This window comes from Tissierella sp. (assembly GCF_052089545.1).
Lineage (GTDB): Bacteria > Bacillota > Clostridia > Tissierellales > Tissierellaceae > Tissierella_A.
The window spans coordinates 1-14,307 of sequence record NZ_JBQDAA010000043.1; the positions used below are offsets into that span (position 1 = coordinate 1).

The 14,307-nt window shown below is 29.0% G+C and carries 15 protein-coding genes; all 15 read right to left on the reverse strand.

The genetic code is table 11. The annotated features are described in order from the left end of the window. Positions 1–388: 388 nt before the first annotated feature. The 15 genes from ACTHW2_RS04985 to ACTHW2_RS05055 all read right to left on the reverse strand — a co-directional run bounded on the left by ACTHW2_RS04985 (position 389) and on the right by ACTHW2_RS05055 (position 14,186). Positions 389–1,012, reverse strand: coding sequence for a TIR domain-containing protein (locus tag ACTHW2_RS04985; RefSeq protein WP_442262786.1), 624 nt, complete (start codon positions 1,010–1,012; stop codon positions 389–391). Further along, on the reverse strand, positions 1,005–1,445 hold the full coding sequence (locus ACTHW2_RS04990; protein ID WP_442262788.1) for a hypothetical protein: 441 nt from the start codon (positions 1,443–1,445) through the stop codon (positions 1,005–1,007). Before ACTHW2_RS04990 ends, ACTHW2_RS04985 begins: the two co-directional genes overlap by 8 nt. Continuing rightward, positions 1,436–2,365, reverse strand: a complete 930-nt coding sequence (locus tag ACTHW2_RS04995; protein ID WP_442262808.1) for an IS4 family transposase — start codon at positions 2,363–2,365, stop codon at positions 1,436–1,438. Before ACTHW2_RS04995 ends, ACTHW2_RS04990 begins: the two co-directional genes overlap by 10 nt. A gap of 172 nt (positions 2,366–2,537) precedes the next feature. Next, positions 2,538–3,905 (reverse strand): acyltransferase domain-containing protein, encoded by a 1,368-nt coding sequence (locus tag ACTHW2_RS05000; RefSeq protein ID WP_442262790.1) that lies wholly within the window; start codon positions 3,903–3,905, stop codon positions 2,538–2,540. Continuing rightward, entirely contained in the window at positions 3,898–4,857 is a 960-nt protein-coding gene (locus tag ACTHW2_RS05005; RefSeq protein WP_442262791.1) for an ABC transporter permease, read from the reverse strand. Before ACTHW2_RS05005 ends, ACTHW2_RS05000 begins: the two co-directional genes overlap by 8 nt. After that, complete coding sequence (locus tag ACTHW2_RS05010) at positions 4,850–6,367, reverse strand: sugar ABC transporter ATP-binding protein (protein ID WP_442262793.1); 1,518 nt, start codon at positions 6,365–6,367, stop codon at positions 4,850–4,852. Before ACTHW2_RS05010 ends, ACTHW2_RS05005 begins: the two co-directional genes overlap by 8 nt. Positions 6,368–6,445: 78 nt before the next feature. Further along, positions 6,446–7,381 carry a sugar ABC transporter substrate-binding protein gene (locus tag ACTHW2_RS05015; protein ID WP_442262795.1) on the reverse strand — a complete coding sequence of 312 codons (936 nt, stop codon included), beginning with the start codon at positions 7,379–7,381 and terminating at the stop codon, positions 6,446–6,448. Positions 7,382–7,427: 46 nt separating this feature from the next. After that, positions 7,428–8,426 carry a uroporphyrinogen decarboxylase family protein gene (locus tag ACTHW2_RS05020; RefSeq protein WP_442262797.1) on the reverse strand — a complete coding sequence of 333 codons (999 nt, stop codon included), beginning with the start codon at positions 8,424–8,426 and terminating at the stop codon, positions 7,428–7,430. Then, positions 8,413–9,060, reverse strand: a complete 648-nt coding sequence (locus tag ACTHW2_RS05025) for a cobalamin B12-binding domain-containing protein (protein WP_442262799.1) — start codon at positions 9,058–9,060, stop codon at positions 8,413–8,415. Before ACTHW2_RS05025 ends, ACTHW2_RS05020 begins: the two co-directional genes overlap by 14 nt. An 18-nt stretch (positions 9,061–9,078) precedes the next feature. Then, positions 9,079–10,818 carry a DUF4091 domain-containing protein gene (locus tag ACTHW2_RS05030; RefSeq protein WP_442262800.1) on the reverse strand — a complete coding sequence of 580 codons (1,740 nt, stop codon included), beginning with the start codon at positions 10,816–10,818 and terminating at the stop codon, positions 9,079–9,081. 195 nt (positions 10,819–11,013) lie between these two features. Beyond that, entirely contained in the window at positions 11,014–11,217 is a 204-nt protein-coding gene (locus tag ACTHW2_RS05035) for a hypothetical protein (protein ID WP_442262801.1), read from the reverse strand. After that, positions 11,195–11,371, reverse strand: a complete 177-nt coding sequence (locus ACTHW2_RS05040) for a hypothetical protein (protein WP_442262802.1) — start codon at positions 11,369–11,371, stop codon at positions 11,195–11,197. Before ACTHW2_RS05040 ends, ACTHW2_RS05035 begins: the two co-directional genes overlap by 23 nt. 120 nt (positions 11,372–11,491) lie before the next feature. Then, positions 11,492–12,082 carry a TetR family transcriptional regulator C-terminal domain-containing protein gene (locus ACTHW2_RS05045; RefSeq protein ID WP_442262803.1) on the reverse strand — a complete coding sequence of 197 codons (591 nt, stop codon included), beginning with the start codon at positions 12,080–12,082 and terminating at the stop codon, positions 11,492–11,494. Between the two features lie 124 nt (positions 12,083–12,206). Further along, positions 12,207–13,580 carry an IS4 family transposase gene (locus ACTHW2_RS05050; protein ID WP_442262804.1) on the reverse strand — a complete coding sequence of 458 codons (1,374 nt, stop codon included), beginning with the start codon at positions 13,578–13,580 and terminating at the stop codon, positions 12,207–12,209. Between the two features lie 96 nt (positions 13,581–13,676). Continuing rightward, positions 13,677–14,186: a hypothetical protein gene (locus tag ACTHW2_RS05055; protein ID WP_442262806.1), complete on the reverse strand. Its 510-nt coding sequence runs from the start codon at positions 14,184–14,186 to the stop codon at positions 13,677–13,679. Positions 14,187–14,307 lie beyond the last annotated feature (121 nt).

A 14,307-nucleotide genomic window follows, 5' to 3' on the forward strand; every position in this document is an offset into this window, starting at 1 on the left:
TTTAGCCATCTTAAAACCTCCAATTTTAAGCCTATTTGTGTTTAACACCCTAATTTGTATATTAAAAGGTACCATTCACTTATAAATAGAGTATATACTGGATTGATTTGTTAATCAAGGTAAAAAGGGTAGTATTCACTATTCTTCTGTTACATCTTCTGATACATCTTTTATCATGTAAATCCTGTGCACAATGTATACAGTGTAAATCTTGTAAACCTTGTATACAGGATAAACTATATCTTTTTACAAAAAAATAATAGCTTAATACTATTAAATTTCAATTATAAATTCAAAAGACAGAGTTTTTTTTGAACTCTGTCTTTTGAAGATTAATTATTATATAGTTTTAAAAGTTTATTAGATTTTACTTTAGTAAGTATTATCCTTAAAAACCATAAGGATTGCTGATTGTTTTTACTCCACTTTCATTCTTTACTTTAATATTGAAATTTTTATTCCGTTTATCAAATGCTTCATCAATATATTTTTCCATATTATTAAAAAAAGTCGAAAATTTATAGATTGAACAATATGCCTCTGAATCATTATAATGAGGACTGGTTGATTTGTTATCTTCTAATATAGCATTATTTCTTCGAACCAAAAAAGGTACTTTATTATTAAATTCATATGTTGGTGATTTTAAAGTCAATCCACAATTACAATTATTTCCACTGCACACTGTCTCACTATAAACTTTATCAAATAGTTCATCTCTAACAATACCAATTAAACCTTTTCTATTTCCCCAAAGGGCTGCTTGAATTTCCGAATTTATATATGGTCTTTGCGAAGTTTCTTCTCCTATAAGTACTATTACTACTGTTGAATCTCCGATAAAATCTTCTCGAATTGTCCTCATTATTGTTTCTTCTGATGAATTAGGATTTATATCTCCTTCGGCAACAGATTTATCAATAAACTCGCCACCTTCAACACCTTTTTCTATTATTTTGTCTTTTAAATCTTGATCTCTTGCATGATGGTAACTAATAAAAGTTTTATGCATCTTTCTCTTCACTCCAATCAAATTTCTTTATGTTAAATTTTTCTTTTATATTATCGCTATTAAAATAACAATTAAGATTCTTTATGTCGCGTATAATTTCTTCATATCTATAATAGTTTTCTTGAACCAACTCAATAGTTGTTTCATGAACGATTATATTTTGGTCATCTGAAATTTTAATACAATCCTTATTAATTATATAATCAAACCAACGTCTATAATCGCTTTGGTGTTTACTAAGAAAATGATTTAACTTCTGTAATATTTCAGTAGATAAATCATATATTTCTTTATCTTTTTCAGGATCTAAAAGTTCAAGATTATCTTTTATATGTTTATAATTTAAACTTCGCACATAGATAATACCTTGTGAACCTTGAAAATCCAATATTTGACAATAACTATATACATTTATTTTTCTTTTTAAGCACACAAACCTAAGCTTCCTTTAAATTGTTTTGGAAGTGCTAATAAAAATGAATCCATAAGTTTATCTAGTTGTTCAGATGTTAATGATAACTTATCAGATAAAGTCTCTATGAATATCTGAATTATCATGTGGAAAGCCTCTACCCATGTAATATCAGACAACTCATCACTTAGCAGATAAAAGATTTCACCTAAGGTTCGATTATCCGTGGTTTGTCTGTTTTCTACAGCTAGCATCATATATCTAGTAAATACTATTGCAATATGAGCATTCATTGCATCGAAAGACAGAGATCTACACTCTTTACTGAGTTTTAGATATGATTTACAAACTTTGAAGAAGACTTCAATGTCCCATCTTTTTCCATAGATTCGGATTACTTCTTCTTCACTTATGTTCATATCAGTTGTAATTAGAGCTAGATAGTCTTTTCTTTTGTGTTTGTTTCTAACATAGACTATCCTTGCTGGAATTACAATATTATCTTTTACAACAGTAATTTCAACAGATAGAAGGTACTTAGAACGACCTCTTCGTTTCTTGTTTTGTTTGTATATTTCAGTTAGAGGCATCATTACACCATTGTAAAGATAATGCATTTTAGATGTTTTCTTTGCCATTGCAATGACATCTAGTCCTTTGTTCTTGATTGCAATAAGAGAAGATGGTGAACAAAACCATGTGTCAAATAGTACATAGGAAGCTTGAACTTTGGCTTTAATTGCAGCATCTATCAAATCAAGCATAACAGCTGTTGCTTTTGTTTGCGCTAATTTTCTTCTTTTAAATCCAATGCTTCTTTTATCTAGATCTTTAGCTTCATTGATTCGTGTTTTACTATTTGCTGAAGATAAAAGACATGAATTTACTGGAAGAAAAGTATTTCCATCTGACCATCCTAATATTGCAAATTTTGTGCCAATTCAAGTTGTCTAATTTCCAACATTCAAATAAGGCTGTTATAAGATACTTGTCAAATTGAGAATGTATGTATTTGATTTTAACCACGACAGTACAATAGTATATGCATAAAACAAGGGTTTCTCATTTTGATAATCATACTCAAAATGAGAAACCCTTGTTATACATAAGAGATCATCTCTTCTGCTCTTTCATGTTTATTCCTTTTGCTGTTCCAAATTTTTCTCCATTAATTAATGCTGCTTTTATTTTTTTTTGTAAAGTAGTTACTGCATTATAATCTTTTGGACATTCTTCTAAGGTATTAAATAGTCTTTTTTCCATCTGTCTATCATCTATATCTTCTGATATAATCTTGTATTGCTTCTGAAATTTTACTATATTACTTTCTTCTGAGAGTAATATTTGAAGCTTTGGATTCAATAACCAAGAATCACAAACAAATACTATTCTTCTCTTTTCTTTATCTCTACTCATAAAAAATTCTACTGCCTTTTTATAAGATTCTTGACATAATTCAAATTCGAGTGGTTCTCCTGCTTGAATATGTGTATTTAATATCATGATATCATCATGGATTCCTATAGATTCAAGATACTTTTTAGTTTGTTCATCTTCTACTATTTCAAATTGTAGTCTACCCAACTTAAATACTTTCATATCTATAGATTTTTCTACCCATTTATACTCTTTGATTCCTAAGACTCCATTTTTCTTTTTGTATTCTTCTGCCCATAGATCTATATCACTCATTGTTTCATAGTATATGCTTTCTGAAATACCTTCTTCTTTATATTTAGATAATGTATCTTTAGATATCTCTTTTAAGATTTTATACATTTCTTCATATGGAGATGGTGAGTTTTCTAAGATATTTTTATGAAATGTTTCTCTATCTCTATGATACATCTCTTTGTATACATCTTCAGTTTTTTTATGCAATTCACAAGGATTCTCACAATCTTCACATCTAGAATATATCTTTTTCTGATTTGAAAGTTCAAACTTTAATGCAACAGATTTTACAGGAAAAAGTTGATAATATTCATTTACACTAATTTTTTCTATATTATCCATAATTCCTAAGATTTTTTTCTGATTCTCTAATGGAAAGTTTTTATTTCCTGGTGAAATTTCCTTTGATGCATAGAGGTCTTTTTCTTCTTGTATTTGCTCTAATATAAGTTCCTGAATGCAATCAAGAGCTACTATTGATAACTTATCCATTATCAATGCTCTAATTGATTCTGCATTCTTAGTATATGACTCTATTAGATTTTCAATTTTATTTCCAACTGTATATATTACATATGCAAAATATTTTCCATCTTTTTCAAATACCTTGTATTCATATTCCATATCTAGATAATTTTCAATAGTTTTTGTTTCTTCTTCTATTTTTCGATTTATAATTGGCGGTATTTTCCTGGATCTATATCCTAGAAATGTATTAAGTGTATTTCTTTTGCTATTCATTTTTTCTATTATATCTTGTTTGAAATCTTCCATGTTTTGATGCTTAGATAATATGATTTTACTCATAAATTGTCTCCTTATTGTTTCTTTTCATATTGATGTCTATACCTAATGCCCCAATAAGAACAATCCCTTTTACTAGCATCTGATAATATTCTTCTATATCTAGAAAAATCATTCCATTAGCTAGGACTCCTATAATAAGGCAACCAATAATTGATCCTGCTAGATGTCCTTCTCCACCCTTTACACTTATTCCGCCTAGAACCACAGCTGTTACTACATCTAGTTCAAAACCAGTAGCTGTATTTGGCAGTCCACTATTTATCCTTGATAGTGTTACAATGCCAGCTACAGCTCCAAGAATTCCTGAAATTGTATATACAAAGTATTTAACTTTTTTTACATTTATACCTGATAGATATGATGCTCCCTCATTGCTCCCTATTCCATATATATGTCTTCCCATAGCTGTTTTATACAATATAAAAAAACCAATTCCGTAAACCATTATTTGTATTAATACAGGTGCTGGCAATATTCCTATATATCCCTGACCAATAAATCTAAAAGATTCTGGAAATCCATATACAGACATTCCACCTGTTATAATATAGGCTATACCTCTATAGATAGTAACTGTACCTAATGTTGCTATAAGTGGGGGAATGTTTATCTTATTGATTAATAGAGCATTAATCATTCCAAGTACTGCTCCTGCTAGAAGAGTTATAAGGATTGCTGGTATAATTCCTATTCCGCTTACAAGAAGCTTAGCCATTATCACTGATGTAAGAGCTATGGTAGAACCAATAGAAAGATCTATTCCTCCTGTTATAATTATCATGGTCATACCAACTGTAGCTATTCCAATTACTGATATTTGTCTTAGTATATTTGTAATATTGGCAAAAGACATAAATTTAGGATTTTTAATTGAGAAAAATATTAGAAGTCCTATAAAAAATATTACAGTACCATATCTAAATATTGTTTCTTTTATCTTTTTATTATTCATGACTATCTCCATTCATTTTAATAAACTTTGCAGAATCTCTTAAAATTTTTTCTGATGTGATTTCACCTTTCTTATATTCAGATACTATTTTACCTTGACTCATAACTAGAGTTCTATCTGAAAGTTTAATGATTTCCTCTGATTCAGAAGATACTATAAGTAGAGATTTACCTGCTCTTGCTAATTGAAACATTATTCTGTATATATCTTCTTTAGCACCTACGTCTACACCTCTAGTTGGCTCATCCATTATTATTATATCTAAATCATTTATGAGCCATTTGCCTATAGCTATCTTTTGTTGATTTCCTCCACTCAATTCTTTAGCCTTTTGTGAAATCTTTGAATATTTTACTTCTAATGAAGCTAAGTTTTTTTCTACTTCTTGTGTCTCTAGCATTTTATTTATAGAAAGATTTTTAATAAATTTTTTCAAAAATACTATGCTTGTATTTTCTCGTAAAGAAAGATCCATAAATAGACCAGTATCTTTTCTATCTTCTGTTATAAAACCAATCTTATTTTTTATCGCATCAATTGGACTCTTGATATTTACTTGTTTGCCTTTAACAATAATTTCTCCTTTTTTCAGTTTATCTATTCCAAATATGGCATTTAAGACTTCTGTCCTTTTTGAGCCTAATAGACCTGATATTGATAAAATCTCTCCCTTATATAGCTCTAGATTTATATCATGTACATTGTTTGTATTTACATTTTTTAATTCTAACACCTTAATGCTTTTATCTACTACACTGGAAGTTTCTTGATTGCTTTTTAAAATATCTTTTCCTACCATATCTTCAATTACATCATCTATTGTGTACCATTCATTCTCCTTATGTTTTGTATTGACATGTTTTCCATCACAAAACACTGTTATAGTATCTGATATTTTAAATACTTCATCTAACTTATGAGATACGTAAATAACTGCTATTCCATTTTCTTTGAGAGTGAAAATTACTTCATGAAGCTTATTAGCTTCTTCTTCTGTTAAAGATGCTGTAGGTTCATCAAATAAAACTATATCAGATTGATGCATAAGAGCTTTTGCTATCTCAATAGTCTGCCTACTTCCAATGCCTAGGTCTTTTATTTTTTTATTTACATCCATAGTGATACCAATACTATTTAAAATCTCTATAGATTTTTCTATCATTTTTTTTCTATCTAAATCCCATTTCTTTTTTATCTCTTGTCCATAAAATATATTTTCATATACTGTTAATTCCGGAATAAGATTTAATTCTTGATATACTGCACTTATGCCATTCCCTAGACTCATTCTTGGATTATTATCTTTTATCTTAAAGTTTCTTAAAAATATTTCTCCTCTAGTAGGTCTAACAGCACCTGTTATAATCTTAATTAGTGTAGATTTTCCTGCACCATTTGCTCCTACAATAGCGTGTATTCTGCCCTTATAAATATCTAAATCTATATTGTCTAGAGCAAGAACACCTGAATAGTTTTTTGAAACATTTTTTAAACTCAATATTGAATTCATAGTCTACCTCTTTATCAAAATTTTCAACACTATATTTGAAATATAGTGTTGTTTTTATTATATTATTATATTATTATATTAATAGTCTGATATGTTTTCTTTTGTTACTTGTATCATTGGAAATTTAATCATTTCTTTTATAGTTTCTCCATCAACTATTTTCTTTGCTGTTTCAATAATTATTTTTCCACTACCAAATGGATCTATATCTACAGTTCCTCTATAGATTCCATCTTCTTTTATTTTATTAACTGCTTCTTCTACTGCATCTAATCCTACTAGAACTACATCATCTCCTACTCTTTGAGCAGCCATCATGGCCTCATATCCTCCAAGTACAGCATCATCACTTACTCCAACTACTGCATTTAAATCTGGATTTACTTGAAGTATGTTTTCTATGGCTTTAAGTCCTGTTTCTCTATTATTTGCTTCTACTTCTGCTACAAATTCAGCATTAGGAGCATGTTTTAATATACCTTCTTTTAAACCTTCTGTTCTCTGGATAACTGCTGGTACTTGAGTAAATGCTAATACTGCAACTTTAGCTTCACCATTCATATTTTCTGCTATATATTTTCCAGCTATTTCTCCGCCTGTAAAACCATATTCTTTTTCTATTAAGCTTACATATGCATCAGTATTTTCCATTTCTACATTTGCTGCGATAACTTTTATCCCAGCTTCTTTTGCTTTATCTACAGATGGTTGCAATGCTGTTGGGTCATTTGCGCTAAGAATAATTACATCTACATCTTGTACTATAAGTGTTTCAATTGCATCAATTTGTGGTTGTGCTTCATATTTCCCATCATGGATTGTAAGTTCAAAACCAAGTTCTTCTGCTTTTTCTTTCATTCCATTTATCATAGATATGAAATAAGGGCTAGTAACATCCATTGTTACATATGCTACTTTTGTTGTGGAATCCTTATCTGCACCTTCGTTGCTACATCCTACTAATAGACTTACTGACATCGCTAAAACTAATAACAATACTAATATTTTTTTCATCCTAAACTCTCCTTTATTTTTTGTTTTTTATAGAATATTTACTATCCTATGTTCTCGCTGTAGATATAGCTTCTTGAAGATTTTCAACTGGTGTATCATTTAAACAATTACATCCTAATGCACAAAGATAGTTATCATAAGGCTCCATATCTTTTTTCAATTGAACAGTTGCCTTTTTTATTTCTTCTCTTGTGCCTCGACCTACAAGCTCTATTGGATCTAAATTTCCAATCAATACTATATCATCAGGAATCTTTGGTGCTACTACTTTATAATCTAAAATCTGATCAAGGCTTATACCATCTATATTGCACTTAATCATTAGATCTAAGAGTTCTGTAGTATCTCCACATATATGCATTCCCTTCCAGCTATCAAGATTATCAAGTATTTCTTTATTTCTTGGAACTACGTATTTTTCAAAATCAGCTGGGCTTAAGGTTATAGCTCCTGGTTCTGCTATTTGTATATATTTAGCCCCTACATCATTTACAGCCCTCGTATATGCCTTTATAGTTTCTTTTGTAAAATCTAGCAATGCTTCTACATATTCTCTATTTGTAATAATTGATTTTAAAAGGTGTGTAGCTCCAGCTATTTGTATTGCTAATGTAAATGGTCCTTGTATAGATACATACAAGGGCTTGTCTATATTATTTGCAATTAGCCTTAAACTCTCAAGATTTACTGGCATTCTACCTGTTTTATATGGATCTGGTACTTCTAATTTTCTTACATCTTCTAAGGTTTTTATAGGATGTTCTATAACGCTTGGAAAGTCATATTTTGGTTTTAATAGTTTTATTCCCAAGGCTTCAGAGCATATTGCTCCATCACAAAGTGAATATGAAAAGTCAGATTCAAATACTTCATCCATTTTCTTAGCTAATTCTAGTTGTTTCTTTGGGTCTTCATAAACTTCATATGCAGTATATCCTACTAGTTCAAGCCCATTTGTCCCCATATCAGCTAAAAAAAACCTTCTATTTTCACTATTTACATATTCTAGTAAAGTCATATCTCTCCAGTTCTTAATAGTTATCACCTCTCATTAATTTCCTTATAAGTGTTACTCCTTCTACTGCATTTCTAGCATATCCATCACAGTCTATTTCATCTGCATATTTTTGGCTTATACATCCCCCACCTATTATTACTTTAGGCAGTCTTTTTTTCAAACACTCTTCTTTGTTGAGCAAATCTACTACTTCTTTCATAGCACCCATAGTTGTAGTCATCATAGTAGATAGACCTATAACATCTACATCTTCTTCAATAGCTTTTTTTACGATTTCTTTAGCTCTTACATTAAGTCCTAAATCAATTACTTGAAAGTTAGCAGACTCTAACATTATCTTTACTATGTTTTTTCCTATTTCATGATGATCACCTTCTACTACTGCTATCATTACTTTAGGTCCATGTGAATGTTTTTCTCCACCTTTAGTTCTAAGATATTCTATTCCTTTTTTTAAAGTGTCAGCACATACTATAACTTCTGGAATATAGTATTCTTTGTTTTCAAAAAGCTCTGTGACTTTTAGCATTCCATCACTTAAACCTTTTTCATAAATATCATCTATTGAAATTCCATTTTTAATAGCATTATCTATTGCTTCAATAATCCCGTCTTCATCCATATTAACGATACAATCAGAAACTCTTTTTATTTCTGTCATGTCATACTCCTTTATCTCTTATAAATTATCTATAAGCCAGTCTCTTATTTTTATATAACTTAAATAGTCTAAGCTATGAAACATCTCTACTTCTCTTTCTGGTACAAACTTCATATCTTCTTTATTACCAAGCAATTTTTCAACTTCTTCTAAAATGGTTTCTCTACCTATGTTTTTTTCTGCTAATTTTAAAATCATCCAATCTTGAATTCCATATATTAGGTTTTTAAGCCTTATAGATTCCATTGGCTTACCATTCTTTCCTGGGTAAACAAAGTACATATCTCCAGCTGCCCACTTCTCTTTTTTATAGCTAGCATCTCTCATAATGTCACCTGGCCAAATACCATATGCCCATCTCAAAAATCCTTCTAAATCCATATAATATGTGAACCAACCTATTAATCTAGATTCAATTAAAGGTGATTTTAAAAATATATTTAATTGTTGTGGAAAGCAACATGAAAACCAAGTAGTTTTCCCTCCCTTTTTACTCATTTTTTGCTTTAATTTATCTATTTTTGATTTATTTTTTACAAGTTCACATGTATTTAATGATACTGATCTTATATTTTTACCATATCCCTCTAAAAACTCTTGATCATGGATTGCACATTTAATATCAATATTCTCACCATTATTTGCTTCTTTTAACAGTCTCTCACCAGCTCTAAATAATTCTACATTGTTAGGTTCATCACTCATAATCAATGTTCTATCCCATACTCCAAGCTCTTTTAAATGGTTAAATACAAGGGAAATGTATACTCTCAATTCTTCTTTGTTTGAAATATATTTAAATGTTTTAGTTTTTTCATCAAAGTAGCTAATTCTTATAGGATCTTTATAATCTTCTAAAGGATTACCAAATTTAAATGCATCCCAATTTCCAATTATTCCGAAAATGTTTATTTCATCAAGCATATTATGCTTTCTAGCAATTTCTATATATTTATCCATAGCACTAAAATCACATAATATATTGCCTAACTTATTCTTTATAACTTTGACAATATTTAACTCAAAGAGATTCATATGATTTTCTTCTACTCTAAAGCATTGCTGCCCAGCCCATGGATAGTCAGATATTATAAGATCACAGACTCTTTGCCCAATCTTAGACATCCCTTCCATGTAATTGTCAATGATTTCCATATGCTCGTCACCATAATAAGGCACATCATATATTCTTGCCCAATTGCATGGATGTTGCCATAGGTCCATAAAAAAATCAGAATCCTTAATCTCTGGTAATATGAACTCTGATACTTTTATTTTAAGTTTTTTTTCAAATATTAAGCTTTCACAGTCATATCCCTTTGAATGATATGCTTGTATTGTAGCTTCGATCTCCCTACCATCAAATGATTTTGGTAGTTTTCCTGTAATATATATTAATTGATTATCGTCTATGGAAAGCATGTTTTTTGAATTCATAAGCTTATCTGCTACAAGATTCTTTTCATCATCCATTACATAATCTACGAGGTTTAACTTAAAATATTCACTTAATTCTGTATTATCATCAACTGATTTTGCACTTATATTAACTCTTACTTTATCTATTAAACCTTTCCAAGGGATATCCATATAATTATCTATGACAGTAACAAATTCCTCTTTAGCATCTATTAATAGTTGTAATCCAAATTCCTCATTTTTTAATACATTCATACTTAAATTATCATCATAATTATCTAATTTTTGTCCTGCAATATGTTTATATGCAGAATTTAATAATTTAAAATTTGCTTTCATAATACCCCTCCACTAATATGATACTTCTATTTATATTTACTCTAAAATTTCATTTTCTATTTATTATATCATTATAGATAATTTAATCCTATGCTTATAACTTTTTTTAATAGCTAGTTTTTTCCTATAGATTATGTTTATATCAGTAGGAAATTTCATAGATGAATTCAGAACTTTAATTTTTAAATAGTATTGTTAAGAGCTGTTTAATTTCATCATATAATCACTAATCAAAGATACTACTTTTATCTTTATAACTATTTTAACAAGTTCACTTATATCGTATCCACCATGACGAACGTATAGTTTGTCGACTGGAGTATCCTTAGGAATAAAAGAAAGGGTTGGTTTTTCTTTAATAAATTCTCCTATCCTATTAATGGCTTCCTGCTGAGTCATATCTGAAATTCCAAATGGACCCTCCTGATAGAGTAAGTAACTCTTCAATAAAATTAGCCGCTTCGTCATCTGTCATCTTGGACATAAATTTAAAATTGAGATTATTCCGTTTCCCATAAGAAAATGAATTCTTAAAATCATTAAATGTTTCCATTAAATTACCTCCTTATCTAAATATAACTTTTATATTATCTCCTATATTAACATCGTAGATTATATGGTTAATTTATTTTCCATGATCTCATTTCTTTAATTTATTATTTTTAATACATGTTTACTTGTTTTTAAGAAATACCTCTTCTAGCACATAATAAAATTCATCTAAAGGAGTATTATCCCTACTAGATTTCATCCTTACTAGTGCACCTTGCCAACTATTTACAATAGTATTGGACAAGACTGTTGGTTCAATAATTGGTTTGAAGTTATAGGTTTCCTGTGCAATGACGATACATTTTTCTATTCTTTTTGCAATTTGTTTGTAAAATTTCTCAGTGATATTGGAAAATTCCATATTTACATCTGCCAACTCCTGTGAAAGATTTCCTAGAAAACATCCAAGCTTATAGTCTTCATCTCTCAAGTTATCTATTTTACTACGATAAAAATTCTTTATTCTATCTAACGGTAATACCTGATCATCTTCAAATAATAAAAATCTTTCCATTCCCATATCGTTCATATAGTATTCTAATGCTTCGAATGCATATTCTTCTTTTGTTTTAAAATAATAGTAAAAGGAACCTTTCGGTATATCTGCAGCGTCTACTAATTGCTGTACACTTGTTGCATTATATCCATTTAAATACATAACTCGTATAGAATCCTGAATTATTTTTTGTTTGTTATTTAATTTTTTATCCATAAATACTTATTCATCAACCTTCCCATAAATTTATATTATTTACTTAAACTTCGCACATAGATAATACCTTGTGAACCTTGAAAATCCAATATTTGACAATAACTATATACATTTATTTTTCTTTTTAAGCACACAAACCTAAGCTTCCTTTAAATTGTTTTGGAAGTGCTAATAAAAATGAATCCATAAGTTTATCTAGTTGTTCAGATGTTAATGATAACTTATCAGATAAAGTCTCTATGAATATCTGAATTATCATGTGGAAAGCCTCTACCCATGTAATATCAGACAACTCATCACTTAGCAGATAAAAGATTTCACCTAAGGTTCGATTATCCGTGGTTTGTCTGTTTTCTACAGCTAGCATCATATATCTAGTAAATACTATTGCAATATGAGCATTCATTGCATCGAAAGACAGAGATCTACACTCTTTACTGAGTTTTAGATATGATTTACAAACTTTGAAGAAGACTTCAATGTCCCATCTTTTTCCATAGATTCGGATTACTTCTTCTTCACTTATGTTCATATCAGTTGTAATTAGAGCTAGATAGTCTTTTCTTTTGTGTTTGTTTCTAACATAGACTATCCTTGCTGGAATTACAATATTATCTTTTACAACAGTAATTTCAACAGATAGAAGGTACTTAGAACGACCTCTTCGTTTCTTGTTTTGTTTGTATATTTCAGTTAGAGGCATCATTACACCATTGTAAAGATAATGCATTTTAGATGTTTTCTTTGCCATTGCAATGACATCTAGTCCTTTGTTCTTGATTGCAATAAGAGAAGATGGTGAACAAAACCATGTGTCAAATAGTACATAGGAAGCTTGAACTTTGGCTTTAATTGCAGCATCTATCAAATCAAGCATAACAGCTGTTGCTTTTGTTTGCGCTAATTTTCTTCTTTTAAATCCAATGCTTCTTTTATCTAGATCTTTAGCTTCATTGATTCGTGTTTTACTATTTGCTGAAGATAAAAGACATGAATTTACTGGAAGAAAAGTATTTCCATCTGACCATCCTAGAGTAAGGAGTCTAAACCCGTATTTGTAAGTTTTTTTAGCATGATCATATACCTTACAAAGTAATTCTACTTTTTTAGAACTATTTCTTTCAAACATAGTATCATCAATAATCAAGACATTTACACGTTTTTCATCAGTTAATTTGGTTATGCTAGATGTAGCTATCTTTGCAGACAAAAGTGATGTAAAGTTCATCCAGTTAATAGATGTGGAATTTAAAAATCTATATACTGTATCCTTGGCAAAGCTTTCGTTGTGTTTTCCTGTTAACATATTCATATACATGGATCTATTTGCAAATATTAAACTGAACAAATACTGAAACAATGTGATTACAGGTATTCCCTTAGTTTTATATGCATTTGAATCCTTAAGAATTGATGAAACCTTATACTTTTTTAAAAAGTTTATAATTGAAGAAGATACTTTCTTATCATTTTCGTAGTTTTGTGTTATAATTTTCATAGCATGAGCCTCCGTTTTTGATAGTTTTTTGTGGTGATTAAATTATACCAAAAACTGAGGTTTCGTGCTATTTATTTGTCAAATAATATTGAATTTTCAAGGTTCATAAGCTATTTTACAACTGCGAAGTTTAAGTTTATAAGTTGAATAATAAGCATCTAGGACTTGGGAAATATTATCTCTTTTTTTATTAAAGTTGAATAGAGTTCTTTTAGAAGCTATAAAGTTTCCTACTGTTTTTTTATAAATCTCATTGGATTTATCAAATAAAATATTGATTCCGCCAATATTGAAATTGTCTACCCTTAAAGAATACCTTTTCCCAAAAAAGCCAATAATTATATACAATAATAATATTGATAATAAAAGTATGGCTAATATTTCTATAAGTATTCTAACAGTACTAATATATTCTAATACAGGCTTATAATTAAATAGAGACCATTTATTTAAAGTATAAGCTAACAGTAAAAATACAAAAAATGAATACAACAAATCAAACGCAAATAATCCTTTAGATTTATTTCTTACTCTTACACATATCCATATTATAGTAATAAAAATGAATAGTATAATTTCATACAATGAGCCTATTAAATAATCCAAAAATATGCTCCTTTCTTTTCAATATTTTTCTTTTAAGTCATTTTATTTTTTCTTTTTCTTATCAGGCTCTCCCCATTCCAATAAGGTTCTATCATACCAAGTTATTTTATCAGGATCTGTT

Bases quoted from the DNA above. Each gene is read 5' to 3' on its own strand.
- ACTHW2_RS04985 (WP_442262786.1), bottom strand. From the start codon at position 1,012: ATGCATAAAACTTTTATTAGTTACCATCATGCAAGAGATCAAGATTTA.
- ACTHW2_RS05000 (WP_442262790.1), bottom strand. From the start codon at position 3,905: ATGAGTAAAATCATATTATCTAAGCATCAAAACATGGAAGATTTCAAA.
- ACTHW2_RS05005 (WP_442262791.1), bottom strand. From the start codon at position 4,857: ATGAATAATAAAAAGATAAAAGAAACAATATTTAGATATGGTACTGTA.
- ACTHW2_RS05010 (WP_442262793.1), bottom strand. From the start codon at position 6,367: ATGAATTCAATATTGAGTTTAAAAAATGTTTCAAAAAACTATTCAGGT.
- ACTHW2_RS05015 (WP_442262795.1), bottom strand. From the start codon at position 7,381: ATGAAAAAAATATTAGTATTGTTATTAGTTTTAGCGATGTCAGTAAGT.
- ACTHW2_RS05025 (WP_442262799.1), bottom strand. From the start codon at position 9,060: ATGACAGAAATAAAAAGAGTTTCTGATTGTATCGTTAATATGGATGAA.
- ACTHW2_RS05030 (WP_442262800.1), bottom strand. From the start codon at position 10,818: ATGAAAGCAAATTTTAAATTATTAAATTCTGCATATAAACATATTGCA.
- ACTHW2_RS05035 (WP_442262801.1), bottom strand. From the start codon at position 11,217: ATGACTCAGCAGGAAGCCATTAATAGGATAGGAGAATTTATTAAAGAA.
- ACTHW2_RS05040 (WP_442262802.1), bottom strand. From the start codon at position 11,371: ATGGAAACATTTAATGATTTTAAGAATTCATTTTCTTATGGGAAACGG.
- ACTHW2_RS05045 (WP_442262803.1), bottom strand. From the start codon at position 12,082: ATGGATAAAAAATTAAATAACAAACAAAAAATAATTCAGGATTCTATA.
- ACTHW2_RS05050 (WP_442262804.1), bottom strand. From the start codon at position 13,580: ATGAAAATTATAACACAAAACTACGAAAATGATAAGAAAGTATCTTCT.